Annotated in this window: 25 protein-coding genes; 6 read left to right on the forward strand and 19 right to left on the reverse strand. The window is 64.8% G+C overall.

Going from position 1 to position 26,501, the window contains the following annotated elements; genetic code table 11:
* Window positions 1-16: 16 nt before the first annotated feature.
* The 6 genes from BJA_RS34940 to BJA_RS34965 form a co-directional block, all read right to left on the reverse strand.
* The gene (locus BJA_RS34940) at window positions 17-1,174 is read right to left on the reverse strand and encodes an ABC transporter substrate-binding protein (protein WP_011089637.1); all 1,158 of its coding nucleotides are present in this window, start codon (window positions 1,172-1,174) and stop codon (window positions 17-19) included.
* Between the two features lie 59 nt (window positions 1,175-1,233).
* Window positions 1,234-1,818: an alkylhydroperoxidase domain protein gene (locus BJA_RS34945; RefSeq protein WP_011089638.1), complete on the reverse strand. Its 585-nt coding sequence runs from the start codon at window positions 1,816-1,818 to the stop codon at window positions 1,234-1,236.
* Window positions 1,819-1,830: 12 nt separating this feature from the next.
* Window positions 1,831-2,457, reverse strand: coding sequence for a CMD domain protein (locus tag BJA_RS34950; RefSeq protein WP_038965667.1), 627 nt, complete (start codon window positions 2,455-2,457; stop codon window positions 1,831-1,833).
* A 114-nt stretch (window positions 2,458-2,571) separates the two neighbouring features.
* Window positions 2,572-3,609: a putative FMN-dependent luciferase-like monooxygenase gene (locus BJA_RS34955; RefSeq protein WP_038965649.1), complete on the reverse strand. Its 1,038-nt coding sequence runs from the start codon at window positions 3,607-3,609 to the stop codon at window positions 2,572-2,574.
* 126 nt (window positions 3,610-3,735) lie between these two features.
* Entirely contained in the window at window positions 3,736-4,518 is a 783-nt protein-coding gene (locus tag BJA_RS34960) for a MetQ/NlpA family ABC transporter substrate-binding protein (RefSeq protein ID WP_063921647.1), read from the reverse strand.
* A 228-nt stretch (window positions 4,519-4,746) separates the two neighbouring features.
* A complete protein-coding gene (locus BJA_RS34965; RefSeq protein WP_038965648.1) occupies window positions 4,747-6,222 on the reverse strand; it encodes an MATE family efflux transporter in 1,476 nt (491 codons plus the stop codon).
* A gap of 143 nt (window positions 6,223-6,365) precedes the next feature.
* Here BJA_RS34965 and BJA_RS34970 point away from each other — a divergent pair, with 143 nt between their 5' ends.
* Window positions 6,366-6,944, forward strand: a complete 579-nt coding sequence (locus tag BJA_RS34970) for a TetR family transcriptional regulator (RefSeq protein ID WP_011089643.1) — start codon at window positions 6,366-6,368, stop codon at window positions 6,942-6,944.
* A gap of 48 nt (window positions 6,945-6,992) precedes the next feature.
* Here the strand turns inward: BJA_RS34970 and BJA_RS34975 are convergent, their stop codons facing one another.
* The gene (locus tag BJA_RS34975; RefSeq protein WP_011089644.1) at window positions 6,993-8,180 is read right to left on the reverse strand and encodes a CaiB/BaiF CoA transferase family protein; all 1,188 of its coding nucleotides are present in this window, start codon (window positions 8,178-8,180) and stop codon (window positions 6,993-6,995) included.
* A gap of 162 nt (window positions 8,181-8,342) precedes the next feature.
* Here BJA_RS34975 and BJA_RS34980 point away from each other — a divergent pair, with 162 nt between their 5' ends.
* Window positions 8,343-9,230: a VOC family protein gene (locus BJA_RS34980; protein WP_011089645.1), complete on the forward strand. Its 888-nt coding sequence runs from the start codon at window positions 8,343-8,345 to the stop codon at window positions 9,228-9,230.
* A gap of 5 nt (window positions 9,231-9,235) precedes the next feature.
* On the opposite strand, the gene BJA_RS34985 is transcribed toward BJA_RS34980, so the two are convergent.
* The 9 genes from BJA_RS34985 to BJA_RS35025 all read right to left on the reverse strand — a co-directional run bounded on the left by BJA_RS34985 (window position 9,236) and on the right by BJA_RS35025 (window position 17,750).
* Window positions 9,236-10,891 carry a copper resistance D family protein gene (locus BJA_RS34985; RefSeq protein WP_011089646.1) on the reverse strand — a complete coding sequence of 552 codons (1,656 nt, stop codon included), beginning with the start codon at window positions 10,889-10,891 and terminating at the stop codon, window positions 9,236-9,238.
* Window positions 10,892-10,901: 10 nt separating this feature from the next.
* Entirely contained in the window at window positions 10,902-11,264 is a 363-nt protein-coding gene (locus BJA_RS34990) for a copper resistance CopC family protein (RefSeq protein ID WP_038965665.1), read from the reverse strand.
* 172 nt (window positions 11,265-11,436) lie between these two features.
* Window positions 11,437-12,507 (reverse strand): HoxN/HupN/NixA family nickel/cobalt transporter, encoded by a 1,071-nt coding sequence (locus tag BJA_RS34995; protein ID WP_038965644.1) that lies wholly within the window; start codon window positions 12,505-12,507, stop codon window positions 11,437-11,439.
* 187 nt (window positions 12,508-12,694) lie between these two features.
* Entirely contained in the window at window positions 12,695-13,465 is a 771-nt protein-coding gene (locus BJA_RS35000) for an amino acid ABC transporter ATP-binding protein (protein ID WP_011089649.1), read from the reverse strand.
* Between the two features lie 16 nt (window positions 13,466-13,481).
* Complete coding sequence (locus BJA_RS35005; RefSeq protein WP_038965663.1) at window positions 13,482-14,324, reverse strand: transporter substrate-binding domain-containing protein; 843 nt, start codon at window positions 14,322-14,324, stop codon at window positions 13,482-13,484.
* Between the two features lie 44 nt (window positions 14,325-14,368).
* On the reverse strand, window positions 14,369-15,010 hold the full coding sequence (locus BJA_RS35010) for an amino acid ABC transporter permease (protein ID WP_011089651.1): 642 nt from the start codon (window positions 15,008-15,010) through the stop codon (window positions 14,369-14,371).
* Between the two features lie 6 nt (window positions 15,011-15,016).
* Window positions 15,017-15,685, reverse strand: coding sequence for an amino acid ABC transporter permease (locus tag BJA_RS35015; RefSeq protein WP_011089652.1), 669 nt, complete (start codon window positions 15,683-15,685; stop codon window positions 15,017-15,019).
* Between the two features lie 102 nt (window positions 15,686-15,787).
* Window positions 15,788-16,888, reverse strand: a complete 1,101-nt coding sequence (locus BJA_RS35020) for a Gfo/Idh/MocA family protein (RefSeq protein WP_011089653.1) — start codon at window positions 16,886-16,888, stop codon at window positions 15,788-15,790.
* A gap of 1 nt (window position 16,889) precedes the next feature.
* A complete protein-coding gene (locus BJA_RS35025) occupies window positions 16,890-17,750 on the reverse strand; it encodes a sugar phosphate isomerase/epimerase family protein (RefSeq protein WP_011089654.1) in 861 nt (286 codons plus the stop codon).
* 123 nt (window positions 17,751-17,873) lie between these two features.
* Here BJA_RS35025 and BJA_RS35030 point away from each other — a divergent pair, with 123 nt between their 5' ends.
* Both BJA_RS35030 and BJA_RS35035 read left to right on the forward strand, forming a co-directional pair.
* A complete protein-coding gene (locus BJA_RS35030; protein ID WP_028174210.1) occupies window positions 17,874-18,542 on the forward strand; it encodes a TetR/AcrR family transcriptional regulator in 669 nt (222 codons plus the stop codon).
* A 189-nt stretch (window positions 18,543-18,731) separates the two neighbouring features.
* Complete coding sequence (locus BJA_RS35035; protein ID WP_038965642.1) at window positions 18,732-20,519, forward strand: peptide ABC transporter substrate-binding protein; 1,788 nt, start codon at window positions 18,732-18,734, stop codon at window positions 20,517-20,519.
* Window positions 20,520-20,638: 119 nt separating this feature from the next.
* Here BJA_RS35035 and BJA_RS35040 read toward each other — a convergent pair whose 3' ends face one another.
* Window positions 20,639-21,529, reverse strand: a complete 891-nt coding sequence (locus BJA_RS35040; RefSeq protein ID WP_011089657.1) for a sigma-70 family RNA polymerase sigma factor — start codon at window positions 21,527-21,529, stop codon at window positions 20,639-20,641.
* Window positions 21,530-21,549: 20 nt separating this feature from the next.
* The gene (locus tag BJA_RS35045) at window positions 21,550-21,858 is read right to left on the reverse strand and encodes a hypothetical protein (protein WP_011089658.1); all 309 of its coding nucleotides are present in this window, start codon (window positions 21,856-21,858) and stop codon (window positions 21,550-21,552) included.
* A gap of 182 nt (window positions 21,859-22,040) precedes the next feature.
* Between BJA_RS35045 and BJA_RS35050 the strand changes: the two genes are divergently transcribed.
* Window positions 22,041-23,447, forward strand: a complete 1,407-nt coding sequence (locus BJA_RS35050; protein WP_011089659.1) for a DHA2 family efflux MFS transporter permease subunit — start codon at window positions 22,041-22,043, stop codon at window positions 23,445-23,447.
* An 838-nt stretch (window positions 23,448-24,285) separates the two neighbouring features.
* Window positions 24,286-25,134 carry a GIY-YIG nuclease family protein gene (locus tag BJA_RS35055; RefSeq protein ID WP_162494146.1) on the forward strand — a complete coding sequence of 283 codons (849 nt, stop codon included), beginning with the start codon at window positions 24,286-24,288 and terminating at the stop codon, window positions 25,132-25,134.
* A 123-nt stretch (window positions 25,135-25,257) separates the two neighbouring features.
* Here BJA_RS35055 and BJA_RS35060 read toward each other — a convergent pair whose 3' ends face one another.
* Window positions 25,258-26,472: a hypothetical protein gene (locus tag BJA_RS35060; RefSeq protein ID WP_162494147.1), complete on the reverse strand. Its 1,215-nt coding sequence runs from the start codon at window positions 26,470-26,472 to the stop codon at window positions 25,258-25,260.
* Window positions 26,473-26,501 lie beyond the last annotated feature (29 nt).

A 26,501-nucleotide genomic window follows, 5' to 3' on the forward strand; every position in this document is an offset into this window, starting at 1 on the left:
TGCTCCAGCCAATAGGTCAGGTTGGCTTGCCGTCCCAGAGCGCGAACTGGCCCTTGCGCACGACCAGTTCTGCGTTCATGGCGCCCTTGACCCGGCGGCTCTCGACGTCGAACGTCGCGGAGCCGAAAATGACGCTCGACACATCCTTCACCTTGGCGAAGGCGTCGCGGATGGCGCGGCGATCGGTGCCGCCGATCCTCACGACCGCGGCCGCCATGTTCATCGCGTCGTAGGCATAGGCGTTGAAGGCGTCGGGCTCCTGCCCGTTGTACTTGGCCTTGAAGCCCGTGATGAATTTCTTCACCTCGGGCCTGGGATCCTCGGGGAAATAACGCGTGCCGAGATGGACGTCCTCGACCGCCTCGCCGCCGAGCTCCAGAAATTTCGGCGAGTATACCGAGCTTGCCGCGCAGATGGTCTGCTTCAGCCCGACCTGGCGGGCCTGGCGCGCGATCAGCGCACCGTCGGAATAGTAGGAGATCAGGATCAGCCCGTCCGGACTGGCGTCGCGCACGCGCACCAGGGTGGAGCGGAAGTCGCGCTCCTCCGCGATGTAGCCCTCGGTCACCGCGATCTCGGCGCCGTATTCCTTCGCCGCCTTGACGAAATAGTCGCGGCTGGTGCGGCCCCAATCGGTGTTGAGGTGGAGTATCGCGAGCTTCTTGAGACCGAGGCGCTTGACGGCATAGGCCGCCAGCAGCGGCTGCTCGTCGGCCTGGCTCACCGACGTGCTCCACATGAAGTCGCCACCCTTGGTGAAATCGGGGTGCGAATTGGTGAAACCGAACTGCACGAGGCCGCCGCGCTGATAGATCGGGGATGCCGCCATCGAGGCCGGGCTGGAGAAATCGCCGAGCTCCATGACGATCCGGGGATCGGACACGAACTTCTGGGCGATCGCCACCGACTGGCGCGGGTCGCTCTGGCTGTCCTCGAAGCTGTAGGCGAGCTTGTGGCCGTTGATGCCGCCGGCGGCCTGGATCTCGTCGAGTGCGAGATCGAAGCCCTGCTTCCACTGCGTGCCATATTGCGCGTTCGGCCCGGTCAGGGGGCCGCTGACGCCGAGCAGGATCGGCTCGGACGACTGCGCAAACGCGCTGCGCGAGAAGGCCGCTCCCGCCATCATGGCGGCGAGCGAGCCCTTGACCAGGGTACGGCGATCGATGTTGCTCATCTACGGCTCCATCCACTCAATGTTGAAACAAGCAGCAATTTCCATGCCGGTGAGATTGCCTATTTCGAGGGCTCACCGAGCGACAGCATCAGCCGGTTCGCCCAGTTGAAGAACGAGGCGCCGTTGATGACGTCGACGATCTCGGCATCGTCGAGACCGGCGCGGCGCAGCTCCTCGACATTGTCGGGCCCGAACGCGATCGGCGTCGCGGCCAGCGCCACCGAGGCCTTGACCACGGCATTCCAGCGCTCGCCGAGATCGGCCTCGACGCCTTCGTCGAGCAGCCGCTGCACGTCGTCGCGGCGCTTGGAATAGGTGCTGGCAAATCGCGCATGCACGGAGGCGCAATAGATGCAGCCGTTGTAGCGCGAGGTCGCGGCGGCTGCGAGCTCGCGCTCGGCGCGCGGCAGGCCATCGGCGACGTTGTAGAAGATGTCCTTGTCGGTCTTGGTGCGGGCTTCCAGCACCTCGGGATCGCGCACCAAGAGGCGGAAATATTCCGACTTGGCGCGGGCGCGATCGACCAGGCCGGCGAAGTGCCGCTCGGTCAGCTCGGCCTCGGGCAGCGGGTCGATCCACGACACCCAGCCGAGCTCGTCCTGGGTGAAGACGACGGGCGGATTGACTGTGTTTGCAGCGCTCATGATGCAGCCTCCTTACGCGCCAGCCGCGGCGTTTGCAGTGCGCCCAAGCGAGGCGCCGAGCACGCGCAGGCCCGTGACGACGCGCACCTGGAACGACAGGAACGCAACGAGCTGGGAGAAGGTGACGATGCCGGTATTCGACCAGCCGGCGGCCAGCAGCGCCTTCATGTCGGCGGACGCGGCATCGCGCGGCCGGAACACCAGCAGATGCGCATGCTCAAGCGCCGCAACGAGCCGAGGACCGAGGTCGGGTTTGCGCTCTGCGCTGACGCGATAGATCAAACCGGCCGTGTTCTCGACCGACAGCGGTCCAGCCGGGAAAGCGCCGTACGGGCCCGAGGTCGCGCCGCGCGCGATTTCGACCTCGATCGCTTCGACCAGGCGCGCTCCTTCGGCGGTCGCCGCGAGCTTTGCCCGGTAGAACGCGGCGACAACGGGCTCGCGGTGAAGACCGATCACGAAGAACGCGACCGCGGCGCGCTCGGAAAGCGAAAAATCGCCGGCGTCGATCGGCTCGAACAGCGACAGATAGCTCTTCTGCGCGTTCTCGCGCGCCTGCACGCGCTTCGCGCGGATGCCGTCCAGGGCGGACCCCGGTTCGATCCCGGCGAGCGTGTCGATGATATCCTTCGTCGCCATCATTCAGCCTCGTGCAACGCGATCATGTTCATTCCGACTATTGTTTGAGCGTGATTTTTCGGAAGACCGCTGCGGACTTTGCACTAACGCGGCCCTTCGGCTCCGGATCATGCTTTAGCCCGCCAGCGCCACGTCTTGCGCCGCCGTCCGGGTCCAGCCCAGCGCCGGCGCCACCTTGTCCGCGACCAGCTCGATCGAGCGCAGGATATAGGGGTGCGGTGCATCGACCGAATGCGCCTGGAAGACCAGGTCGGTCACCCGCTCCAGCGTCGCGTCGCCACGCAGCGAGGCGATGACCTCGTCGGCGGCGCCGACATGCGTGTCGAACGCGGTGATCATCTCCGCCAGCGTCTCGCCCGGCGGAAGGTGACCGCCCTTCATGAATTGCGGCAGCGCGCGCCGCAATCCAATGTCGGCAAGGCGCATCGCCTCACGATGGTCGTCGGCGACGAAGACGCTGCGCGAGGCCATGATGCGCGGCTCGCGTCCCGGCGGCAGCGCTTCGAGATAGGCGTCGATGATCGGGTTCTGGATCTCGGCCAGCGTTGCGCGCGGCGCATCCTTGGCCCGCGGCTGCGTGCGCGAGAGCAGGAGGCCATCGCCCGCCTTGCCGGCGCGGGCGCCGCCGGCGACCGAGAATGTCGCCTGCCAGATCCGGCCGTCCAGTTGCGGCCGCTGCGGATAGAGCGTGTCGCCGCCGGTGAGCGGCTTGCCGGCGAGCGCAGTGCGGACGACCTCGAGATTGCGCGCAAAGATCTCGTTGCGCTGGGCACCATCGAGACCGAAGGCGGCAAAAGCCGACGGATTGCCGCCGGTGCCGACGCCGAGTTCGAACCGGCCGTCGCAGAGAAGGTCGAGCACCGCGGCGTCCTCCGCCACCCTCACCGCATTCTCCAGCGGCAGCGTGACGATGCCGGTGCCGAGGCGGATGCGCGAGGTCTGCGCGGCGACATAACCCAGGAAGGTGAAGGGCGACGGCAGGCCGCCCTCACGCTCGTGAAAATGGTGCTGCGCGATCCACGCGGAATCGAGGCCGGCCTTCTCGGCGCGCACGATCTGCTCGGCCGCGAAGCGATAGCGGTCCGCCGGCGGCGCCTCGTCGAGAAGCCGCGTGAAGAAGCCCAGTCTTTTCAGATTTGCGAACCGTTTCATGCCAACCGCGCCCAACGTTGCAACAGCCCGCATGATGTCCGCTGCCGCAGCGCGAGGCAAGCAGCCGCCGCGCAGGGCTGCCACCCCGGAGCCGTCCATTCCTGCCGAAGATACGACGCCGGCTGCCTACCAGCTGGGCAGCACCGCCCCCTTGAACTTGGTCAGGACGAACTCCTTCACCTCAGGCGTATGGTAGCTGTCCACGAGCACCTTGACCCAGGGCTTGTCCTTGTCGGCGGTGCGAACCGCGATCAGGTTGACATAGGGTCCCTTCGGGTCCTCGCGCAGGATCGGATCCTTGACCGGATCGAGGCCCGCCTGGGTTGCATAGTTGGTGTTGATCGCGGCTGCGTCGACGTCGTCGAGCGCGCGCGGCGCCTGCGCGGCGTCGACCTCGATGAACTTCAGCTTCTTGGGATTCTCGGTGATGTCGAGCACCGTGGGCTTGAACCCCGTGCCATCCTTCAGCTTGATCACGCCCTTGTCGCGCAGCAGCAGCAGCACGCGGCCGCCATTGGTCGGATCGTTCGGGATCGAGACCTTGCCGCCCTCCGGGATGTCGGCGAAGGCCTTGTGCTTCTTCGAATAGACGCCGATCGGGAAGTTCACGGTCAGGCCGACGGCCTCGATCTTGTAGCCGCGATCGGCTTTCTGGTTGTCCAGATACGGCTGGTTCTGGAACGAATTGGCCTGGATCTCGCCGGCGTCGAGCGCGGCGTTCGGCACCGCATAATCGGAGAACTCGAGCAACTGGATATCGAGCCCCTGCCTGGCGGCGATCGGCTTCACCGCCTCGAGGATCTGCGCATGCGGCCCCGGCGTCACGCCGATCTTGATGGTCTCGGCTGTTGCTGTGGCCAACCAGGCGGCGAGCACGGTCGAGAGGATCAGAGGGAGGCGAAACGACATCTTGGTCTCCGTAGGTCTGCGACAATGATTGGAACCGTATTCGCTTCTCCGCAGGATGAAATCAATAAAATGGAAATCCATATTGGCGGCCTGGGCGGGCCACACCTTCTCCATTCGACGCCAAACAGAAAACGAATTCACGGCGCCCGACGGCGCTACAGTTGCTGACCAACGCGCTACTGCTGCCGGTGCCGGCCGTTGGCGTTGCCAGCATCAGGTGAGCCGCGCCTATTCGGACCGCCAGGTCGACGGCGACAGCATGACCAGGGCGCAGATCGCGGCATAGGCTACGAGCGCCACCGCGACCATGGTGGCGAGCCCCGCCATGCCCGCGCCAAAGCTTGCCACCGCGATCCAGCCGCCGCCGGCGGCGATCAGGATCCGCGCGATCGAGGAGGCGAGCGGCCCCATGGCGCGCCCGGTGCCTTGGGCGGCGAAGGACGTGACGAAGCCGAAGCCGAGCGCGGCATAGGCCGGCGCCACGATGCGCAAATAGGTCATGCCTTCGCTCACCACTTCGGCATCGCGGCTGAAGAGATTGAGCCAGGCGGTCGGGAAGATCGCGACCAGTAGGCCAATCGTCCCGGTCATGACCATGCCGACGATGCCGCTGATCCAGCCGATCCGGCGCGCCCGCGCGGTCTGGCCCGCGCCCATGTTGACGCCGACCATGGTCAGGGTCGCCGTGCTAATGCCGAACAGCAGCGGGATCATGATGTAGTCGAGCCGCGAGGCGATGCCGTAGCCGGCGAGCGCGGAGGTGCCGAACAGGCCGACCGCGCCGGTGACGAGGATGACGGTGAGGTTGGTCAACACCGCGTTGAAGGCGGTTGGGATGCCGACCGTCAGCATGTCGCCGAAGATTTTTGGGCGCAGCGGCACGATGTGCAGCTTCAGGCCTGTCGCACCCGATGCCATGTAGCGCAGCAGGAACAGCATGGCCGCGCCATAATAGAGGCCGAAGGCGACGCCGGCGCCGCCGATGCCGAGCCGCGGGATCGGCCCGAGGCCGAAGATCAGCGCCGGCGAGACCGGGATGGTCACGATTGCGCCGACCAGCGTCACCAGCGCGGGCACCTTGACGTTGCCCGAGCCACGCAGCGCCGCCGCCTGGAGGTTGACGATCCACACCGGAATGGCGCCGGCGAACAGATAGTTGGAATAGGTGGTGGCCGCAGCGAGCGCATCGCCCTGGCCGCCGAGGGTCCGGTAGAGCCACGGGCCGCCGAGAGTCACGCCGAGCGTGAACACACCGCCGGCGAGGATGGCGAGCACGACGGCATGAAACAGCGCCGCCTCGGCGTCATCACGGCGCCCCGCCCCGACCGCGCGCGCGACCGAGGACGCAACGCCAGAGCCGAACCCGCCGTTCGACATCATGGTCATCAGCATGAAGATGGGGAACACCAGCGCGGCGCCCGCCAGCGCGTCGGTACCGAGGAACCCGACATAATAGGCCTCGGCAATATTCACCGCGGTCTGAGCCACCAGCACGGTCACGGTCGGCGCGGCCAGCTTGAGCAGCGTGGGCAGGATCGGCGCGGTCAGCAGTGCCGCTCGCCGCTGCTCCGCCGCGCTTAGGGTGCCGGCGGCGCCTGGGGTGACGGCGGCGCCTGGCGAAGCCGCCTGGCGAAGCGGAGCCGCGGCATGGGCCGCGACTTGTGCGGCGGGCAAGGCCGGGGCGGCGGCATCCTCGACTGACATGGCCACGGTCCTTGCGTGCCTGCCGGACCGCCGCCGATCGGCCGCCCATTGCATTATGCTCATAATGTAATATTATGATCGTAATGCAATAGCCCCCTCCTCACGATTTCGTTGGCCGGGGTGGGCATCCCAAGGAGGCGCGATTGGCGCGGTACGACAAGGGACACCGGGACGCGACGCGGCCGCACATCATCGACGTCGCCTCGGCGCAGTTCCGCGAGAGGGGCATCGCCGCCGTGGGTCTCGCCGGCATCATGTCCGCGGCCGGCCTGACCAACGGCGCCTTCTACACACATTTCGAATCCAAGGAGGATCTGGTGCGCGCGGTGCTGCTGGATGCGCTTGAGCGGCGCGAGCAGCGGCACAAGGACAATCTCGAAAACGGCATCGCCCTGGAGACTACGATCCGCGACTACCTCTCGCCGCGCCATCGCGACCACGCCGGGACCGGCTGCCCGACCGCGGCGCTGGCGTCCGAGATCGCGCGGCATCCGAAGACGACGCGCGATGCCTTCACCGCAAAGATGTCCGACATCATTGCGCTGATGGCGGCGCAGATGCCGGATGGCACGGCTGCGGAGCGCCGGCGGCGCGCGATGTCGGTCTATGCGACCATGGTCGGCGCGCTGCAATTGTCGCGGGCCGTGAGCGACAAGCAGTTGTCGGAGGAAATTCTGGAGAACGCGGTGAAGGCCGCGTTGGCGCTTGCGAATGGGCGGTGACGCGTTCGAAATCTTCGGCGACCCAACTGCGGCCGCTCTCCGACCCAGCTAGACGATGCCGCTTTGCCGGAGCGCGGCGATCGCGGCCGCGTCATAGCCGAGCTCCGCGAGGACACGATCGGTATGCTCGCCGAGCGTCGGCGGGCGGCTCGCGATGTCACCCGGCGTTTCCGACAGCCGCACGGCGGCCCGCGCCACCGGCGCGGGCTTCGGCAAGCCCGGATAATCGACGTCCTGCATGAAGCCGGCGGCACGAATGTGCGGATGATCCAGCGCCTGTTGCGGGCTGAGCACCGGCCCTGTCGGAATCATGGCCTTGCCCAGCGTGTCGACGGCCTCCTGCGTGGTGCGCTCGGCGCACCAGCGCGCCATCCGCTCGCTGATGACGGGGCCGTTGTTGCCGCGGCTGATGTCGTCGGCAAAGCGCGGATCGTTCAGCCACTGGTCCTCCTCGCCCATCAGCTTGGCCCAGCGCTTGAACAGCGGATGACCGGTGACCTGGCACAGCACCCAGCCGTCCCTGGTGCGGTAGATGTCGGCGGGCGCTGCGGTCTGGCCGAGATTGCCTGTCGGGACGCGGTTGACGTTGATGACGGCCTGCTGGATCAGCGTGGCATTGGTGAAGGACAACGCGGTGGCCAGCAGCGCGCCCTCGACGATCTGCCCACGGCCGGACTTGCCGCGCTCGATCAGCGCCGCGAGCGTGCCGAACGCGCAGTGCAGCGCGGTTCCGAAATCGACCCAATTGACCGCGGCGCGGTAGGGCGGATCGCCGGCGCCGGTCATGTACACCGAGCCTGACATGACCTGGCCGACACCGTCGAAGCCGACGCGGTCGGACCAGGGCCCCGGCCCGCCGAATGCGGTTGCCGTCGTCAGGATGATGTCGGGCTTGATCGCGCGAAGCGAGTCGTAATCGAGCTTCATCGCGCGCAGGGTCTGCGGCGGCAGGTTGGCGACGACCACGTCCGCGGTCGCAACCAGGCGGCGCATCACCTCCTGCCCCTCCGGCTTCATCGGATCGAGCGTGATGCACTTCTTGTTGCGGTTGACCTGGAGGAACAGCGCGCCCTCGCCGCCCGCGCCGACCGGCGCCACGAAGCGATCCTCGCTGCCGTCGCGCTTTTCAACGCGAATGACCTCGGCGCCGAATTCGGCCAGCAAGGTCGCGCAATAGGGACCCGCGATATAGCGCCCGAAATCGAGGACGCGCACGCCTTCCAGAACTCCCCCCATTGACCCTTTCCTTGATGTCTTCCGCCCAGATTACAGGGAATGGTTGCCGCGGCAAGGTGGCCGACGGCATGCCCCGATCAGCAGATGTGATCGGCCGACGGTTCGACTGGCCGACGTTCTGCTCTAATATGACCCGTCCGTCCCACACCCAGAGCCACAGCCATGCCGCAACAGTTCGATCGATCCGCTGAAGACCTCGGCAACGCGATCCATTTCGAGCACGTCAACATCCAGGTCCCGGATCAGCGCCTGGCGACGTTATTCTACGTCACGGGACTTGGGCTCACCCGCGATCCCTATCTGATGGTGTCGGACACCAACATGTGGATCAACGCCGGGCGGAGCCAGTTTCACCTGCCGAGCGGCAGGCCGCAGGTGCTGCGCGGCCATACCGGCCTCGTCATCGAGGGCCGCGAGGCGTTGCTGGCGCGATTGGCATCGGTCGCGAAGAAGCTCGAGGGGACGGCATTCACGTTCGCCGAGCACAATGACCATGTCGAGGCCGTCTACCCATGGGGCAACCGGATGCGTGTCTATGAACCTGACGCGGCGCGGTTCGGCCGCATCTCGCTCGGCATTCCCTATGTCGAGTTCGACGTGCCGATCGGAACGGCATCGGCGATTTGCGCCTTCTATCCTGACATCATGGGCATGCCCTCAGGCATGCGGAATGGCGACGGCACGGTTGCGGCGGTGAAGACGGGCCGCGACCAGCACCTGCTGTTCCGCGAGAGCGATCGGCCGCAGGGCGAGTATGACGGGCACCATGTGCAGATGTACATCACCGACTTCTCCGGCCCCTATCGCAAGCTGCTGGCGCGCAACCTGATCTCGCGCGAGGACAATCAATATCAGTACCGGTTCTGCGACATCGTCGATCTCGACAGCGGCAAGAAGCTGTTCACGGTCGAGCACGAGGTGCGCAGCGCGACCCACCCGATGTTCATGCGGCCGATGGTCAATCGCAATCCTGTCGTCACAAACCGGAACTACGCGTTCGGCCATGATCAGACGTCATGGGCGATGGGCCCGGATCAGTACGACGGATAGCGCGTTCAGGCTTCGCGGTAATCCAGCAGGATCAGCCCGACCAGGATGAAGGCGACCGGCCAGATCCAGGCCGCCGCTCGCCTGACCCGGCCGTCGAGACGCAGTTCGAGCCAGCGGGCCCAGCCGGCGGCGACGCCGCAGAGCGCAAGCGGGGTGTGGCTCATCTCGATGAGCAGCTGGTCCTTGATGTTGGCGATCGCATGAGAATGCGTGAGCAGCAGGGCGCCGCCGAGCGCCGTGGTCAGGGGAAACACCAAGGCCGACGGACCGGCCTTGGTGCCGCGCAGCCGCACACGCCATTCGAACAGGCCGAACACGGCGATGAGCAACACGAAGATGCGATGCTGCGCCACCTCCGGATCACGCAGCGACTCGAAGAAGCCCGCCGGGCCGAGCGGCCAGGCCTGCTCGTCGGCGCGGAAGAACAGGAAGGCCGCCATCGCGAGGAAGAGCAGCGGCCAGTGCCGCGCCCAGCGCCCCCAGCGGAAATGCTCGACCAGCGCCAGGAGCCCGATCAGCACCACGAAGACGCCGGCCCAGTGATGGTTGTACTCCGACCAGGCGATATCTTCCGCATTTCGCGGCAGGATCGTGCCCTCACCGGGAACGTAGGCCGATTGCGCGCTCGCGCGCCCGGCGTCCGCCAGCGTGATCTTCGCCTGGAGCTGCGCGACGGTCAGTCTGTCGTAATCCGGGCTGGTCAGGCGCGGCGGCCATTGCAGCGCAGCGCGCTCGACGATCTCATGCCAGTCCAGGCGATCATGAGGGAGATCCGCGCCCGGCGGCAATGACGTCAGGGACGCCGCAGCAAGCAGCACGGTGATGCCGATGCCGATCTCGACCTCGGCGAAACGCTTCAGGCGAAAGATCGGCGTCGTGGGGTCGCGGCGCAGACGTTCGACGAGGAAGTAATTGCCCGCGCCAAGCATCAGCAGCATCAAGAGCAGCCCGACCTTCGCCAGGGTCATGACGCCATAGGCGGTGCCGTAGATCGCCGCGACGGAGCCGATATAGTTCGCCGCCATGACCAGACCACCGCAGACGATCGCCGCGACCGCCGCCATCGACATCAACGAATAGCGGCGCGCAATGAGGCGCCAGTCGCCGGCGTCCTTGCAGCCGTTCAGCGCGATCAGGAAATAGGGCAGACCGCCGATCCAGACGGCCGCCCCCGCCATGTGACCCGCATCGGACAGCAGCAGCGGCCAGCGCACATCCGGCCGGCTGGCCGCATGCGTGAGCCGGGTCTGCATCGCGAGCGCCAGCACCGACAGGGCGAGAAGCGCGGCCGACCGCACCCGGTGCGCGGGGCCTTTCGTCAGGACGGCGATGCCGACTGCGCAAGCCGCGATCACGAGGTCAGCACGGCCAAAATCAGCAGTGACCGCTTCGCTCCAGGGCACCTGGAGCGTCCCGACCAGCGCGGCCGCGTTGAGCGCCAGCGAGGCGACGGTGAGGAGCGCCCATGCGACGGCGCTGAACTGCAGGAACGTGCGGCATCGCTCCTCGATCGAGAGGCCAAAGACGGAGAGCTGCGGCTGCAGCGGCCCCCACAGCAACAGCTGAAACGCGAGACCGCCGAGGGTGAACGACTGGGCGATCAGGATCAGGCCCCGCAGGACCACCGACAGATAGCCGAAGATGTCGAGGAGCAGGTACACGGCCGTGGTTTCAGCGGACGGTGAACGGAATGTCGCCGCGGGTGATGTGCCCGTCGACGCTCAAAACCTGCCAGCGCAGGTGCCATGTCCCCGCCGGTAGTAGCGTCGCATCGGCATTGAGCTCGTCGGCGGGCGCATCGGAAGCCGGCCTCAGCGCGCGCGACGCACCATCCGGTGCCAGCAGCGTCAATTTCGAGCGCGCGTGATCGATCCGGCTGTTGAAGTGCAGGCGGATCGCGACGTTGTCGCCGGATATTGTCGCGCCGGTCGCCGGCGAGGACGAGACGATGATGGCGTGGGCCTGGGACGCGTTCGGATGAGCAGGAAACCACAGGGCGGATAGAACGAACGCGATTCGGAACAACGCGCGCATGATGCTCACTCGCTGTCGACAGCCGTCTCTTTCACCCGCCCACTGGCGTGTGAACTTTACCGGACGCTATGTTGGAGCGAGTTGGTCGTTCGCAAGAGCGCGAGGAATTTGGATCTGATCGCGGATCGCGGAAAATCGCCGATTGTTGCCGTTGCGACACACTCAGGTGCGATCACCCCGGCGCGGCGCCCCTGCTCAGCTCGTCAGGATCGACCATGCGCCGCCGGGCGCTCGGAGCCATACGGCGATAGAGCACGACCGAGACGAGCCAGGCGAGCGCGAACAGCGCGATCACGGCGAAGCCGAAATTGGCGAGCGAGTCGTTGACGGCCTCGACCAGCGACCACAGCCCGCCGGACAGGCCGAGCCGGTCGCCGATGAGCCCCAGCGCCTCGATGCCGCCGATGAACAGCGCGACCGCGACCGAGGCGCCGGTGATCGTGAGGTTGTACCAGAGCTTGCGATAGGGATCGACGAAGGCCCAGCGATAGGCGCTCACCATCAGCGCGGAATCGGCGGTGTCGACCAGCGCCATGCCGGCGGCGAACAGGGCGGGGAACACCAGCACATGCGCGAGCGAGGCGCCGCGCGCGGCTTCGGTGGCGGAGATGCCGAGCAGGCCGATTTCGGTCGCGGTGTCGAAGCCGAGCCCGAACAGCAGGCCGAGCGGATACATGTGCCAGGGTTTGGTAACGAGGCGGAACATCGGGCCGAGCAAGCGCGCCAGGAATCCGCGGGTCGCGAGCAGCGCCTCGAGCTGCGCGGCGTCATGAATGCCTTGCTCGCGCACCTCGCGCAGGATCCGCCACAGGCCGACGAAGATGGCGAGATTGATCGCCGCGATCACCAGCAGGAACAGCGCCGACACCGAGGTGCCGATCAGGGCGCCGATCTCCTTCAGCAGGCTGTCGCCGCCGAGACTCACGACGCCGAGCGCGAGCAGCGTGGTCGCGGCCAGGACGACCGTGGAATGGCCGAGCGCGAAATACAGGCCGACGCTTCGCGGCGTGTCGCCCGCCTGCATCAGCTTGCGCACGACATTGTCGATCGCGGCGATGTGGTCGGCATCGACGGCGTGACGCAGGCCGAACACCCAGGCGAGCAGCGCGGTCGCCATCACCGCGGGCCGGTCGCCGAACATCGCGAAGGCGAAGACCCATGCGGCGATGTTGGCGGCGATCAGCCCGCCGAACAGCACGCCGGGCTCGAACGCCTGCCTCGCGACACCACCTGACTGAATCACGTCACCCCTCCGAGTATGATGTTTATACCAATCCATCATACTCGCCGGCAAGAGCGGGGCCATGTTCGGGGGACACAGCCGGTCACCCGGGAACGCGCGTCTCCACGATCGGCGATCGCGACATAGCGACGGCAGTTCGCGTCGAGCGCCTGGGCGGCGTGCAGGCGACCATCGGACCATCCCCGACTCAATGCGCCGCCAAGATCTCTCCCAGAAACTTCCTGGTGCGATCGTGCTGCGGATTCCTGAAGAAGCTTTCGGGCTCGGCCTCCTCCACGATCCTGCCATCGGCCATGAAGATCACGCGATCGGCGACCTGCCGCGCAAACCCCATTTCATGGGTGACGCAGATCATGGTCATACCATCCGTCGCGAGCCCGATCATGGTGTCGAGGACCTCCTTGACCATTTCGGGGTCGAGCGCGGAGGTCGGCTCGTCGAACAGCATCACCTTCGGCTCCATGCAGAGCGCGCGCGCAATCGCAACGCGCTGTTGCTGGCCGCCCGACAACTGGGCCGGATATTTCTCGGCCTGGTTCCCTATTCTGACCCGATCGAGCAGACGGCGCGCGGTCTCTTCGGCTTTCACCCGCGGCACACCCCGGGAGCGCATTGGCGCCAGCATGCAGTTCTCCAGCACGGTCATGTGCGGAAACAGGTTGAATTGCTGGAACACCATCCCGACCTCACGACGCACGGCATCGACCGAGCCGGCAGCGTCGTTCAGCCGCGTGCCGGCGACGACGACTTCGCCGCGCTGGTACGCTTCCAGCGCATTGATGCAGCGGATGAGGGTGGACTTGCCCGAACCGGACGGCCCGCACAGAACGATTTTCTCGCCCGGGCGGACCGTCAGGCTGATCTCGGTCAGGACCTGGTAGGTGCCGTACCATTTGCAGACGTCGCGCATGGCGATCATCGGTTCTGGGGCAGTTTCGATCGCGGCTACACCCGGCATGGCGCTCTCTCCGTGCCTAGCTGACGTTGAAGGGAATACCGGGAATGGTGTCGGGGAAAGCCGGCAGCGGATTATTCATCCACTTCTGATAGATCTTCGCCAGCTCGCCATTGGCCCTGATCTTCTCAATGAAGTCGTTGGCGAAGGCGTTGATCTCCTTCTCTCCGAGCCGGGTGCAGGCGCCGTTGTAGAGTTTCGTGAATTCGAGCTTGTTCTCGTAATAGCCGGGCTTCGATTCATCGAGGCGCGGAACGTAGAAGATGTTGCCACCGACCGCCTGGACCTGACCGGACAGCAGGGCCTGCATGGTCGGCGCGTCGCCGTCGAAGCGGCGAATGGTGGTGCCCGACGGCGCGGCCTTGGTTACGTCGCTGTCCTGCACGCTGCCGCGCGCGACGCCGATGACGTATTTGCCCATGTCGGCCGGAGATTTGATCTCGAACTCCTTCGGCGCGATGAAGGTGATGATGTTCGCGCCGTAGGGTTTTGAGAACTGCACGGCCTTGGCCCGCTCCGGCAGCATGGCCATGGTCGCGAACAGGATATCGACACGACCGGAGGTCAGGGCCGGGATACGATTGGCGACCGCCAGTTGCGTGAACTCGGCGGGCACACCGAGCTCCCTGGCGAACAGCGCCGAAATCTCCGCATCGTACCCATCCTGCTTTCCCGTCGCATCGACAAATCCCCAGGGCGGATTATCGCCCTGGATGCCGATCAGAACCTTGCCCCTCGCCTTGATCTCCGACGGCGTCACCGCATAAGCGGCGCGCGTCAGCACGAATGGCGCGGCGATCGTCGCGGCTCCGAGCGCCAGCAGACGACGCCGATTGAGTCCTGTGGTCCTTGCGTTGGTCATCATTCCCTCCTCTGTCCTCGTCCTGTTGTCTGTCGTTGCCCTCGTCATCGCGCGGCGACGGCCATCCGGCGTTCGAGCTGCGCGCCAACGAGCGACAGCGGCCAGCAGATGGCGAAATAGAGGACGCACACCAAGCCGAGGACGAGCAGCGGCTTGAAGTTCTGGTTGGACACGATGGTCCCTGCCCGCATCAATTCGGTGAAGCCGATGATCGCTGCGAGCGACGTTCCCTTGATCAGCTGGACCAGAAATCCGATCGTCGCCGGCAGCGAAATGCGGATCGCCTGCGGCAGGACGACATCCTGCATCTGCGAGCCGTAGTTGAGGCTCAGCGCCTTGGCGGCCTCGACCTGGCCTTTCGGCACCGCCTCGATCGCGCCGCGCCAGATCTCGCCGAGGAACGCGCCGGAATGCAGTGTGAAGCCGATGGAGACCGAAACCCAGGCATCGAGCTTGAGGCCCGCCAGCGCCAGCCCGTAATAGACCACGAACAATTGCATCAGAAGCGGCGTGCCCTGGAACAAGGCGATGTAGCCGGCCGCGACGCGCTCCAGCGCGCGGTGGCCCGACGTGCGCGCGAGCGCCACGCCGAGGCCGGCGATCGAGCCGACCACGAAGCCGATCGCGGACAGCGCAAGTGTCCATTTGAGGCCACCGAGCAGAAACAGGAACTGATTCCGGTCCATCGCCCCTCACTTCACGGGATAGCTGAAGTAACGCGCGTTGATCAGCGCGAACATCTGCATCAGCATCCACGACATGGCGAAATAGAGCAGCGTGACGACGCCATAGACCTCGAAACTGCGGAAGGTATTGGTCTCGATCGTCTGCCCGACCGAGGTCAGTTCATAGGCCGAGATCGCAGACGCGATGCTGGTCGTCAGCGTCAGCATGATGAACTGGCTGGTCAGCGACGGATAGATCGCGCGCAGCGCCGGCTTCAGCACGATCAGGCGGAACACCTGCGCCCGGCTCAGGCTGAGCGCGAGACCGGCTTCCACCTGCCCCTTGTTGATCGACTGCACGCCACCGCGGATGATTTCGATCGCATAGGCCCCGCCGTTGACACCGAGCGCGATGATCGCGGTCAGAGTCGGATCGAGGCGAACGCCGACCAGCGGCAGCGCGAAGAAGATGAAATAGATCTGCCCGAGGAACGGCGTGTTGCGGATCGCCTCGACAAAGGCGATGACGAGCCAGCGCAGCGCCAAGACGCGGGATTCGCGCAGCACGACGCCGCCAATCCCGATCGCAAGCGCCAGCACCATGGCGGACAACGCGAGCTCCAGCGTTCCCGCACAGCCCCACAGCAGGTCCGGAAGTCCGTCCAGCACGGGGCTAAAGTCGAACGTGTAGTTCACCTCGTTCCCTCCCTCCGGGCCGGCCCTTTTGCCGGCGTCGTTGAGATCGCGCCGCGGCTCTGCCCATCCTGGTCCGCCGAGCGGCGGTGAATGTGTTTGCGCTCAGGAAGCCCTTTGCTGGTCTGACGTTGCCGGCACGACCGGACTTGCGAGCGTTTCGTAGCGATGGCGCAGGTCGACGCGTCGTCCACCGGCGGCGGCCTCGGCGACCGCCAGGGTCGCGATCAGGCTGCGCGCGCCGTCCTCGACCGGCTGCAATGACCGCGCGTTGCCGCGAATGATGTCGCGGAAATGGTCGAGCTGGGCGACGTAGGGGTCAACCGAGGAGGCATGGATGCGCTGGGCCTGGATCGGCTTGTTCCAGTCCTGCGCGCCGCCGGCCTGCGACCATTGCACGAGCGCCGGAAATTCGATCGACCCGGTTCGGCCGAGGAAGCGATAGCTGCTCTCGCCGCTGAACGGGAATTCGGGGGCCTCGCCGAGCCCCTGCTCGGAGGTCCAGGGCGAGACGGCGCTGTCGCTGATGAAAAACGTGCCGAGCGCGCCGCTGTCGAATTCGATCAGCGCCGCGGCGGTATCCTCGACCGCAAAGCTGCGCTGGCGGTTCGACGCAATCGCTTCCACGGCGACGATCTCGCCCACGGTGAAGCGCAGGAAGTCGATTTCGTGGATGAGGTTGATCAGGATTGGTCCGCCGCCAGCCTGCGAGCGCCATGGCGCGATCTCGAAATAGGCCGCCGGCTTGTGGGTGGCCCAGATCGCCGACACCCCGACGACATCGCCGATGCGCTTGTCTCCCAAAGTCGCCTTCAGCGTCCTGACCTGCTGATGGTGGCGGCGGTGATGCCCGACCAGCGACTGGATGCCGGCCTTGCGCACCTCGGCAATCAGGCTTGCCGCGGTCTCCACCGTGTCCGTGACCGGCTTCTCGATCAGGATGTGAATCCCGCGCCTGGCGCATGCGATGCCCTGCTCGGCATGAAGCTGGTTGGGTGAGGCGATGATCACGGCCTCCGGCCGCGCCTCGTCGAGCAGTTTCCGGTAGTCGGCGAAGACAGGGGTCCCGGGATAATCGGCTGCGATCCGATCGGAGTTCACGTCCGCGATGCCGACGAGGTCATAGTCCCCACGTCCGGCCAGCTTGGCGAGGTGCTTCCGCCCGATCAGCCCCGCGCCGATGACGCCTATGGTGATGTTCTTCATCTCACGTCGTCCGTATCTGGATTGGGCCGCCGGCTTCGCGGCGATGGTCTGGCCGCCACGCTCCCCGTGGCCGATGCTCGAGCAGGCGCCTCGTGGCGTCGAACGCGGTGGCGAGCCGGGGCCGCACCGCCAAGGCCGGCAACGGCATCTCGACGCTGAGGCTCGCGTCCACCGGAAGCGCTTCGAGGAGCTCGCCGAGCGGCAAGGCGCCTTCGCCCGGCGGCAACCGGCCTTCGCGCGCTTCAGCGATGATGGCGGCATCGCTCGCAGGCATATCCGCGACGACGTCGCAGATCTGCGCGGCGCGCAAATAGTGCGCGGGAATCGAGATCAAGTCGCCCGGCTTGCCGCCGCAACGATGGAGATGCAGCGCATCGACGAGAATGGTGCCGTTGGCCTTGCCCGCGCCACGCACGATCGCCGCGGCCTGCGGCAGCGAGCCAATCGCGCGCCAGCGCATGAACTCCAGGTCGACACGCAGGCCGAATTGCTGCGCGAGGTCGCAGAGATCAGCGAAATGCGCGGTGAGGCGGACCGGATCGTCGTCATCCCCCGATGCCGTGACCGCCACCGCGCCGAGATCGGCTGCGGCTTCGAACAGGCCCGCGAGCGCCGGAATGTCGATGCGAGGCGTGAGCTGAACGAACTCGATCTCGTTCAGTCGCACTCCCTCGCCGGCGAGAGACCGTTTGAGCTCGCGGTGCGCGTCCGTTCCCATCCGCGTCGGATAGGCAGGTCCGCCGGCAGTCGCAGGGATCGCGCGCAGGCCGATGAAGCTGAAGCCGGCACGCGCGGCCTCGGCCACAAGCGCGACAGGCGCAAGGTCCAGGGCCGTCAGATGAGCAAGGCCGAGATCCGTCATAGATAATTAATCCATAGGTTAATTAGAATTAACCTATGGGATAATTGATGTCAAGGACCGCCGATTGCGCTATGGAGGGTGGGGCAAGCAGGCCTGGCCGGATGCAAAGGACCGAACCGCCGGATGAGACCCAAGGAAAAGCCCGTCGCGGAGGACGCGAAGCAGCCGCCGGTGCGGCGGCGCGACCGGGAGCGCACCAAGCGCGAGATCCTGGAGATCGCGTTCGCGGAATTCGCCGAGAACGGCCTCGCCGGCGGCAATACCGATGCCATCGCCGCACGCGCCAACATCACCAAGCGGCTGATTTTCTACTACTTCAAATCCAAGGAAGAGCTGTTCACGGCCGTGCTCGAGATGGCCTACGCCAAGATGCGCGTCGCCGAGCAGGATCTTCACCTCGAAGCGCTCGCGCCGGAGGCCGCGATTCGCAGGCTGGCCGAGTTCACCTTCGATTTCGACCAGGCCAACCCGGAATATGTCCGGCTGGTCACGATCGAGAACATCCATCGCGGACGGCACATCCGGGGCAGCAAGAAGCTCAAGGAGATGACGCGGCCGATTGTCAGCCAGATCGCCGCGGTGCTGGACCGGGGCGTTCGCGCCGGCGCGATCAGACCCGGCATCGATCCGATCGAACTGCACATGTCGCTGAACGCGCTCTGCTTCTTCTCGGTCGCGAACCGGCATACGTTCGAGGCGCAATTCGCAACCGACATGTCCTCGCAGAAGGCCAAGGCACAGCGGCGGCTCGAAATCGCCGACCTGCTCTGGCGCTATGTGCGGAGCGACTAGCGAAGGCGAATTGACGATGCCCCGCCCGGCTGGGCGCGATGCATCGTCGCGACGGCACGACCGCGCCATACACACCTTCGCCATTTCGCCGCAGGGGTTCCCCGCCTTGTCGGCATTGCCGCCTTGCCCGCGATGCAACATGATGGGCCGCCGGTGACGACTTTTCTGCGCGAAGGTGGAGCTCATCCGATGAACGAGAACGAAATCCGCGAGGCCATCGCGGAGGTGAAGGACGGCACGCTGTCGCGGCGCTCATTCATCCGGACAATGGCCGCGGTCGGGATCGCGGCGCCCGTTGCAAGCCAGATTCTGCTCTGGAACGACGTGGCGATGGCGGATGCCACCTTGCCATACAAGCCGACCAAGGCCGGCGGCGGCGGCCCGCTGAAGATCCTGATCTGGCAGGCCCCCACCCTGCTCAATCCGCATTTCGCGCTCGGCACCAAGGACCAGGTCGCCTCGCGCATCTTCTTCGAGCCGCTCGCCGGCTGGGACAGGGAGGGCAACCTCATCCCCTGCCTCGCTGCGGAGGTTCCGACCAAGGCGAACGGCGGCCTCTCGCCGGATGGCACCAGCGTGACCTGGAAGCTGAAGCAGGGCGTCAGGTGGCATGACGGCAAGCCCTTCACCGCCGACGACGTCGTCTTCACCTGGCAATATGCCGCAGATCTGGCGACGGCGGCGTACACCACGGGCTCCTACCAGAACATCAAGGTCGAGAAGATCGACGACCACACCGTCAAGGTCATCTTCAAGGCCCCGACCCCGTTCTGGGCCGACCCCTTCGTCGGCGCGGTCGGCCAGATCCTGCCGAAACATCATTTCGGCGACTATGCCGGCGCGAAGTCGCGCGACGCACCGGGCAATCTGAAGCCGGTCGGCACCGGCCCGTACAAATTCGTCGAGTTCAAGCCGGGCGATTTGATCCTGGCCGAGCGCAACCCCGACTATCACGTCAAGAACCAGCCATACTTCGACACGCTCGAGGTCAAGGGCGGCGGCGATGCGGTCTCCGCCGCGCGCGCCGTGCTGCAGACCGGCGAATACGACTATGCCTGGAACCTGCTGGTGGAGGACGAAGTCCTCAAGCGCATGGAGGCCAGCGGCAAAGGCAAGGTGGAGTTCACGCTCTCCGGCGGCGTCGAGTTCATCGTCCTCAACACGACGGACCCGTGGACCGAGGTCGACGGCGAGCGTTCGAACGCCAAGACCAGGCACCCAACGCTGTCCGATCCGGCCGTTCGCCGGGCGTTCAACCTGCTGGTCGATCGCGAGGCAATCCAGAAATTCATCTACGGCCGCGCCGCCGTCGCGACGGCGAGCTTCGTCAACCAGCCCAGCCAGTTCAAGTCGAGCAGACTGAAATACGAGTTCAACGTCGACAAGGCGAACAAGATCCTCGACGAGGCCGGCTGGAAGATGGACGCTGACGGCATTCGCGAGAAGGACGGCAAGAAGCTCAAATACGTCTTCCAGACCTCGATCAACGCCCCGCGGCAGAAGACGCAGGCCATCATCAAGCAGGCCTGCCAGAAGGCCGGGATCGACATCGAGATCAAGTCGGTCACGGCATCGGTGTTCTTCTCGTCCGATGTCGGCAACCCCGACACCTATTCGAAGCTCTATTGCGACATGGAGATGTACAACACGACGCAGCCGCAGCCCGATCCCGAGCGCTTCCTGAACCAGTGCGTCTCCTGGGAGATTTCGTCCAAGGAGAACAAATGGCTCGGCCGCAACGTCTCGCGCTGGTCCGATCCCGAGGCCGACAAGGCCTACAAGGCCGCGCAAAGCGAGCTCGATCCGGTCAAGCGCGCCGCGCTGCTGATCAAGGTCAACGAGATCTTCTGCGAAGCCAACGTGCTCGTGCCGCTGCTGTCGCGCAACATCGTCGGCGGCGCCGTCAACAGCCTCATGACCGACATCTCGGGCTGGGACGTCACGACGTGGAATCTGGGGAGTTGGTATCGGAGTTGAGGGGGACATAGGAGCGCGACGAGCGCTGTCTCAACCGCATCATTGCCCTCCGGACGAGGGTGAATGCGACTTTCTTTCCGTTCAAGTACGGCGAAGGGGCGCTGCGTTCGCTCATACGCTCACCCTCTATCCACCACGCACTCGGCGGCATCGATAACGTACGCCGCGTGGCGAAAATCCCTGATGATGGCGAGCTTGTCGGCGGACCAGTTCAGCAGCATGAAATATTTCGGCCGCCCGTTCGGCTCATTGGGATCGAACACCAGGATCGCGGGACGTCCGTCGACCTGCCCCGTCACCAGGTGCCAGTCGCTGACCTTCGAATAATTGCCGAAATAGCGCGACACCTCGGCCTTGCCTTTCAACCTGGTGCGGTTCACGAGCTCGAGCCTGACGTCATCGGCGATCATTTCGCGGATGGCGTCGAAGTCGCGGGCATTGAAATGGCCGACATAGGCGTTGAGCCGCGTGCGGTCGGCTTCCGACAGCTCCGCTCGTGGCGCATCGTCGGGCTGCTCGGCGAACTCATGCAGCTGCGTGCGCCCGCGATGCAACGCGGCCTTCACCGCCGGCAGGCTGAAATCCATGATGTCGCAGACCTCGGCAAGCGAGCAGCCGAGCACGTCCATCAGGATCACGCTGGAGCGCTGCGCCACCGGCAGCCGCATGAAGGTGCGCAGGCTGGTCGCAGCGATCTGGCGGCTTTCCAAATCATCGAGCTGGTCGGCAATCATCTCCACCTCCTCAGCCGAATGCAGCGCCTCCTGCCGGTTGCGGCGGCGCAGGAAATCCAGCGCGGTGTTGTGCGCGATGCGAAACAGCCAGCCCTCCGGATTGACGGCGGGCGTGACCGTTTGCAGCGCCTCCATCGCCTTGATCAGCGCATCCTGCAGCACGTCCTCACCGTCGATGACCGAGCCGACCATGCGTGCGCAGTAGCGATGCAGCTTCGGCCGCATCCCCGCCAGCAGGGACTCGATATCGATGGTGGCCAGGGGGTCTGGCGCCATTGTTCCTCCGCCTCGCCTGCTCAGGACTCGTCCAGCATACGATAGTTGCCGACGATCCTCACGTCACGAACCAGCGGCGGCTCCGCGCAGCGGTCGCGGATGCCGTCCTGGAACGCCTGAAACGCCCTGAGCTTCGGGATCGGGCTCGAGCCGTCCTCGGCCGCGGCTTCGACAAAATGGATGAAGGTGTCGTCCTCCAGCCGCAGCGTCAGATAGCGCACGCCGTCTGGGCTCTCCGCCTTCAATTCCGCAAACACCGCCGCAACCAGCTCGGCGTTCCGGTCGGCCAGTTCCGGCTTGGTCTTGTACCTGATCAACGTCCTTCTCATCGCGCGCTCCTTTTTTCATGTCGCGACCTGGCTCGCGGCCGCCTCACCCCTAGGACGTTTGCCGGCAGCCGAAGGATGCGGCCCGGGAAAGATTATTTTTGGGCGCATCCTTTGCCCCTCCGGCCTCGTCTAGCCCGCAGAACGCGCCGCGACAGGGTGGCGCGAGACACGGAGAGAGGGCGATGCAGACCCCGACCAATCGCGCCGAGCAGAACTGGGTGCTTGGCGTCACCGCGCTGGCATCCTTCATGATGGCGCTGGACGCCATGATCATCACGACGGCATTCGCGGCCATCCGCGCCGAATTCGGCAGCCGGGTCGAGACGCTGCAATGGACCGTCAACGCCTTCAACCTGACCTTCGCCGTGCTGCTCCTGACGGGCGCCGCACTCGGCGACCGCTTCGGGCGCCGCCGCATGTTCGCGGCCGGGATCGCCCTGTTCGTCGTTGCATCGGCGGCCTGCGCGCTCGCCGGCAACGCCACTGCGCTGATCGCCGCCCGCGCGCTGCAAGGCGCCGGCGCCGCGCTGGTGATGCCGCTCGCAATGGCGATCCTGAGCGGCACGTTCGGCCGCGAGGAGCGCGCCCGCGCACTCGGCATTTTCAGCAGCATCACCGGCTGCGCGCTGATCATAGGCCCCGCCATCGGCGGCTTCATCACCGAACATCTCGGCTGGCGCTGGGTGTTCTGGATCAACCTGCCGATCGGCCTGATCGCGATCGCCCTGGTGCTGGCGCGGTTGCGCGAAAGCTTCGGACCGGCCGCCGCATTGGACATCCCCGGACTGTCGCTCGTGGCGCTTGCGGCGCTCGCACTGGTCTGGAGCCTGTTGCGCGGCAACGCCGTGGGGTGGGCGAGCGCCGAGGTCATGGGCACGCTGATGTCGGGCCTGGTGCTCGCGGCCGGCTTCGTGTTCTGGGAATTGCGCGCGGCCGCGCCTATGGTGCCGATGCGGCTGTTTGCATCGCGTGCCCTCGCCTCCGGCATGTCGGCAAGCGTCCTGTTCTACGCCGCGATGTATGGCGTGGTGTTCCTGCTGCCGCAGTTCCTGCAGACCACGCTGGGCTTCGATGCCTTCGGCGCCGGACTTCGCCTGCTGCCCTGGACAGCGACGCTGTTCGTCACCGCCCCTGTGGCCGGCGCGGTCGTCAACAGGTTCGGCGAGCGGCCGCTGGTGGTGACGGGATTGCTGATGCAGGCGATCGGCCTTGGCTGGATCGCCGAGATCGTGAATCCCGCGGTTCCCTACTCCGCCCTGGTCGCGCCGCTGGTGCTGGCCGGCGTTGGCGTCTCGATGGCGATGCCGGCGGCGCAGAACGCCATCCTGAGCTCGGTCACGGTGGCCGAAATGGGCAAGGCGTCCGGCGTCTTCAACATGGGGCGCTTCCTCGGCGGCATGTTCGGCATCGCCGCGCTGGTGGCGACCTTCTCGGCCAACGGCGGGGCCTACTCGGCCGCGCATTTCGAGAGCGGATTTGCCGCGGCGATGAGCCTCGCCGCAACGCTGTCGTTGGCCGGCGCGATCGCGGGGTTGTTCCTGCCGGCACGGCGACGCATCGCCGGCGCAGCCGCGCCGCAAGATGCGTGACCTGTCAAACAGCGGACACGCCTTCCCGTCCTCGCGGCGCATGTCGCCCGAGCTTTGCTTCGTCGCTCGACCCTCGTTAGCCAAGAGGGCGCAGGGAAGGCCGGGTGCCAGCCGGCACCCGCGGTCCGCTGCGCGAAGATGTAGCGCAAAAGAACCGCACAGCAGCATACAGGTGTAGCCAATCACTCGGCCTTCCCTGCGCAGTGGTTGGACGGCTTATGCCGTGCTCTCCCGGGAGCCGAACTTTCCCTCTGGCCTCCCTCACTTCGCGAATTGACGATGCTGTCCGCCCGGTTGGGCTCGCACACACCTCCGCGAAAGCTTGACCGTAGCAACGACGGCCAGGACCACACGGTTTTGCCGTACGCCCGGCCCGCCATTTCGCCGCAGTTTTCCCGACCCTGTCGACGGAGCCGGAAACTTACAGCCGAGACGAAGCCTAGCAGCGCCGTTCGTCCGCACGCGGTTTCGAGCTCACAGGGACTACCCGCCCTGCCCGCACCGTCTCGTGCCGACGCTGCCGCGTCCACCGCAAGCCCGGCTCGCGAAACGTGACGACACAAGATCGCCCCTCAAGGATGAGCCGGGATGGGCGAGACATACGCCGTTTCCGAATTTCGGTAAAGTGGAATATTTTTGTGGGGAGGGGTTGACGGGGTGGCGACACAGGGCGGATTTTGACCGACGCGTCCTGAAGCGGGCAATCCTTTATGCTTTTCCCGTCGAAGGCGCTCGCGCCAACGGACGCCACAAAGCAGGGCCGGCTCAGACCATTTGTCTATTTCCCTTCTCCGCGTCATCTCGATAAACGTGTCGCCTGGGTATGAGGGGCGTTCGTATGCCGCATGGCTTCGTCTATATTCTCGTTTCGCCGAACAGTGATCACATAAAAATCGGCCGTACTGAGCGGCCCATCAGCGAACGCTTGCGCGGAATAAATGGGGGTGAAGCGTACGCAGCTCACGGACCGTGGGAGCTATCAGACTTCGTTCATGTCACGGACAGCACGGTCGTCGAGAGCGCAACGCACCGCCATTTTATTGACCGAAAGGTCAATGTAGAGGGTACGAATGAGTTGTTCAGCGTCGCTCCTCACGAGGCGAGGAAGGAATTGCGCCGGATAAGCGCACCTCTCCGGGTTGATAGTGAAAGGACGGATCAACTCTTCCATAACCCCGATGTGATCTTGTTTCTTTTCAATTTATTTCAGCTCTCGGGGTTGTACGGAAACCTCGACATGCAGGGCTCCTGGACTTTGAGCGTGCTCCCACAGACGAATGGAGGCCGCTGGTTCACATTGAATATTGGATCGCATGAAGTTGCATTTAGCACCCGCACGTCAACCGACGGCAAGTTTTCGCATCACCTCGTGCTGGACCGCCTGATTTTGGAGTACCCAAACACGATCATGTGGCTCGGCCAACACGGCGGGGACGTTCGACGGGCCGAATACAAGGCGGCCGAAAGAGCGGTAAGCGTGAGCTTTGATGAAGATTTTGCAAGGGCCGAACGCTTCTTTGCGCGCGAAGGAGTTCGCCGCGCAATGGTTGCTTACTGGGCTGACGCTCTAGCCGATCTTCGCGAGCGGCATGCGAAGAGTGTCTACGCCAGATATCATTCCTACGACGCCGTTTCCCAGTTACTGGAATACAAAAGGGCGCGAGATAAAGTGATCCTAAGCCCTTAGCTCGTAGGATGGGTAGAGCGAAGCGAAACCCATCAAGCTCTGGCAACGAAGAAGCATGATGGGTTTCGCAAGTGCTCTACCCATCCTACGTACGGTCAGCGCAATTCTTGATTTCGACTCCGCCTATGCTTCCGAGCCATAGAGATCACAAGCGAACTCGCCTACATCCACGGTTGCGGCATCTCCTAAGCTTTTCAGGTAATCCAAAAACTCTTGCGGATCGCTCATCGAGAAGATGCGAGCTTTGTAACTGAGTTCGGAGCGGAGACGCCCTTGCTTCAATAAGGATGCGCACTGCCTATCCACGAACATCGCGTCGACGTATGGGGCATATGTCGATATCGCGGAGAAGTCGTTCAGGATGCTTGCGTTCATTACCGGGCGCTGGCCCGACGAGATTCTCCAACCCAGCGCAGCGAACAGATAAGCAAAAATCTTGTGTGCCGGCTGCTGCTGATTTCCCGGCCATTCCAGAAAATTCAGCACCTCCTTAAACGCGTCTTTCGCAGGCACACCATTACGCTCAAACAGTGCGGATAATCGTGCATAGCGGCCGATCAATCCGAAACGGATATCCAAAACACTGGTGGGGTCGTCGGACACAATCGCCGCCTGCGTTCTACTTATTTGCACGCTCAGAGCTTCCCGCATCGCTGAGCCGTAGCTCGATAACTCGTTTTGCAAAATGTCATTGAAAGTCGGCCTCTTCTTGACCCAAACATCAGCCAACTGCTTGTGGCTCGCTTCGGCAACCGCCTTGTCCTGTCGCAATCCAGGCGCGAAGACTGAATAATCTGAGTTCACACTGATATGGTAGATGGGCAGCCAAACATTGCGAGTTCCAAAAATGATCTCGTCAACACTTGTGCCGAGGGACGGCGGCGGCTCGCCCTTTAAATAGGCTTTCGCAAATTCCCATTCTTGCTGTGTGGCGATTGCATCCGTCCTCTCGAACGAGGTTTCCCCACTGAACATTTCATGTGCAAGGCGCAACTCGGCCGGAGAATGCCAAACAATCGTCTCATCCGAATGGAGATTCGAGGCCGGAAATATTACCTGCTGTCTCAGGTAGGCACGATTGGCGAGCGCGTAGCAATCCTGCCAAAATTGTTCGCGAGGCGCACCCGGTTTCCGCGTCTTCGTTTTGGTCTTGTAGAGTTCGCTTACCGCAAATTGATCAAGATAAACGACGCGCTTATCGACGTCAGGAAGTACCTCGTCATGTGAGTACGCGCATGCTTTACAGCGTTTGACAACGCGGGTGCCCCCGACAGACAGAGTGCCGAACGATTCGCCTTCGCAGCGGGGGCATATCCGAAAGGGAGCAACTTCGAACATTCTGCCATCTAAGAGCAATCCAGTCTCTA

Origin of the sequence: Bradyrhizobium diazoefficiens USDA 110, from assembly GCF_000011365.1 — a bacterium.
GTDB classification, from domain to species: domain Bacteria; phylum Pseudomonadota; class Alphaproteobacteria; order Rhizobiales; family Xanthobacteraceae; genus Bradyrhizobium; species Bradyrhizobium diazoefficiens.

Bases quoted from the DNA above. Each gene is read 5' to 3' on its own strand.
- BJA_RS35030 (WP_028174210.1), top strand. From the start codon at position 17,874: ATGAGACCCAAGGAAAAGCCCGTCGCGGAGGACGCGAAGCAGCCGCCG.
- BJA_RS35025 (WP_011089654.1), bottom strand. From the start codon at position 17,750: ATGACGGATCTCGGCCTTGCTCATCTGACGGCCCTGGACCTTGCGCCT.
- BJA_RS35020 (WP_011089653.1), bottom strand. From the start codon at position 16,888: ATGAAGAACATCACCATAGGCGTCATCGGCGCGGGGCTGATCGGGCGG.
- BJA_RS35010 (WP_011089651.1), bottom strand. From the start codon at position 15,010: ATGGACCGGAATCAGTTCCTGTTTCTGCTCGGTGGCCTCAAATGGACA.
- BJA_RS34950 (WP_038965667.1), bottom strand. From the start codon at position 2,457: ATGGCGACGAAGGATATCATCGACACGCTCGCCGGGATCGAACCGGGG.
- BJA_RS34990 (WP_038965665.1), bottom strand. From the start codon at position 11,264: ATGCGCGCGTTGTTCCGAATCGCGTTCGTTCTATCCGCCCTGTGGTTT.
- BJA_RS35035 (WP_038965642.1), top strand. From the start codon at position 18,732: ATGAACGAGAACGAAATCCGCGAGGCCATCGCGGAGGTGAAGGACGGC.
- BJA_RS35045 (WP_011089658.1), bottom strand. From the start codon at position 21,858: ATGAGAAGGACGTTGATCAGGTACAAGACCAAGCCGGAACTGGCCGAC.
- BJA_RS34965 (WP_038965648.1), bottom strand. From the start codon at position 6,222: ATGTCAGTCGAGGATGCCGCCGCCCCGGCCTTGCCCGCCGCACAAGTC.
- BJA_RS34980 (WP_011089645.1), top strand. From the start codon at position 8,343: ATGCCGCAACAGTTCGATCGATCCGCTGAAGACCTCGGCAACGCGATC.
- BJA_RS34960 (WP_063921647.1), bottom strand. From the start codon at position 4,518: ATGTCGTTTCGCCTCCCTCTGATCCTCTCGACCGTGCTCGCCGCCTGG.
- BJA_RS34955 (WP_038965649.1), bottom strand. From the start codon at position 3,609: ATGAAACGGTTCGCAAATCTGAAAAGACTGGGCTTCTTCACGCGGCTT.
- BJA_RS34940 (WP_011089637.1), bottom strand. From the start codon at position 1,174: ATGAGCAACATCGATCGCCGTACCCTGGTCAAGGGCTCGCTCGCCGCC.
- BJA_RS35060 (WP_162494147.1), bottom strand. From the start codon at position 26,472: ATGTTCGAAGTTGCTCCCTTTCGGATATGCCCCCGCTGCGAAGGCGAA.
- BJA_RS34975 (WP_011089644.1), bottom strand. From the start codon at position 8,180: ATGGGGGGAGTTCTGGAAGGCGTGCGCGTCCTCGATTTCGGGCGCTAT.
- BJA_RS35000 (WP_011089649.1), bottom strand. From the start codon at position 13,465: ATGCCGGGTGTAGCCGCGATCGAAACTGCCCCAGAACCGATGATCGCC.
- BJA_RS34945 (WP_011089638.1), bottom strand. From the start codon at position 1,818: ATGAGCGCTGCAAACACAGTCAATCCGCCCGTCGTCTTCACCCAGGAC.
- BJA_RS35055 (WP_162494146.1), top strand. From the start codon at position 24,286: ATGCCGCATGGCTTCGTCTATATTCTCGTTTCGCCGAACAGTGATCAC.
- BJA_RS35040 (WP_011089657.1), bottom strand. From the start codon at position 21,529: ATGGCGCCAGACCCCCTGGCCACCATCGATATCGAGTCCCTGCTGGCG.
- BJA_RS35050 (WP_011089659.1), top strand. From the start codon at position 22,041: ATGCAGACCCCGACCAATCGCGCCGAGCAGAACTGGGTGCTTGGCGTC.
- BJA_RS35005 (WP_038965663.1), bottom strand. From the start codon at position 14,324: ATGACCAACGCAAGGACCACAGGACTCAATCGGCGTCGTCTGCTGGCG.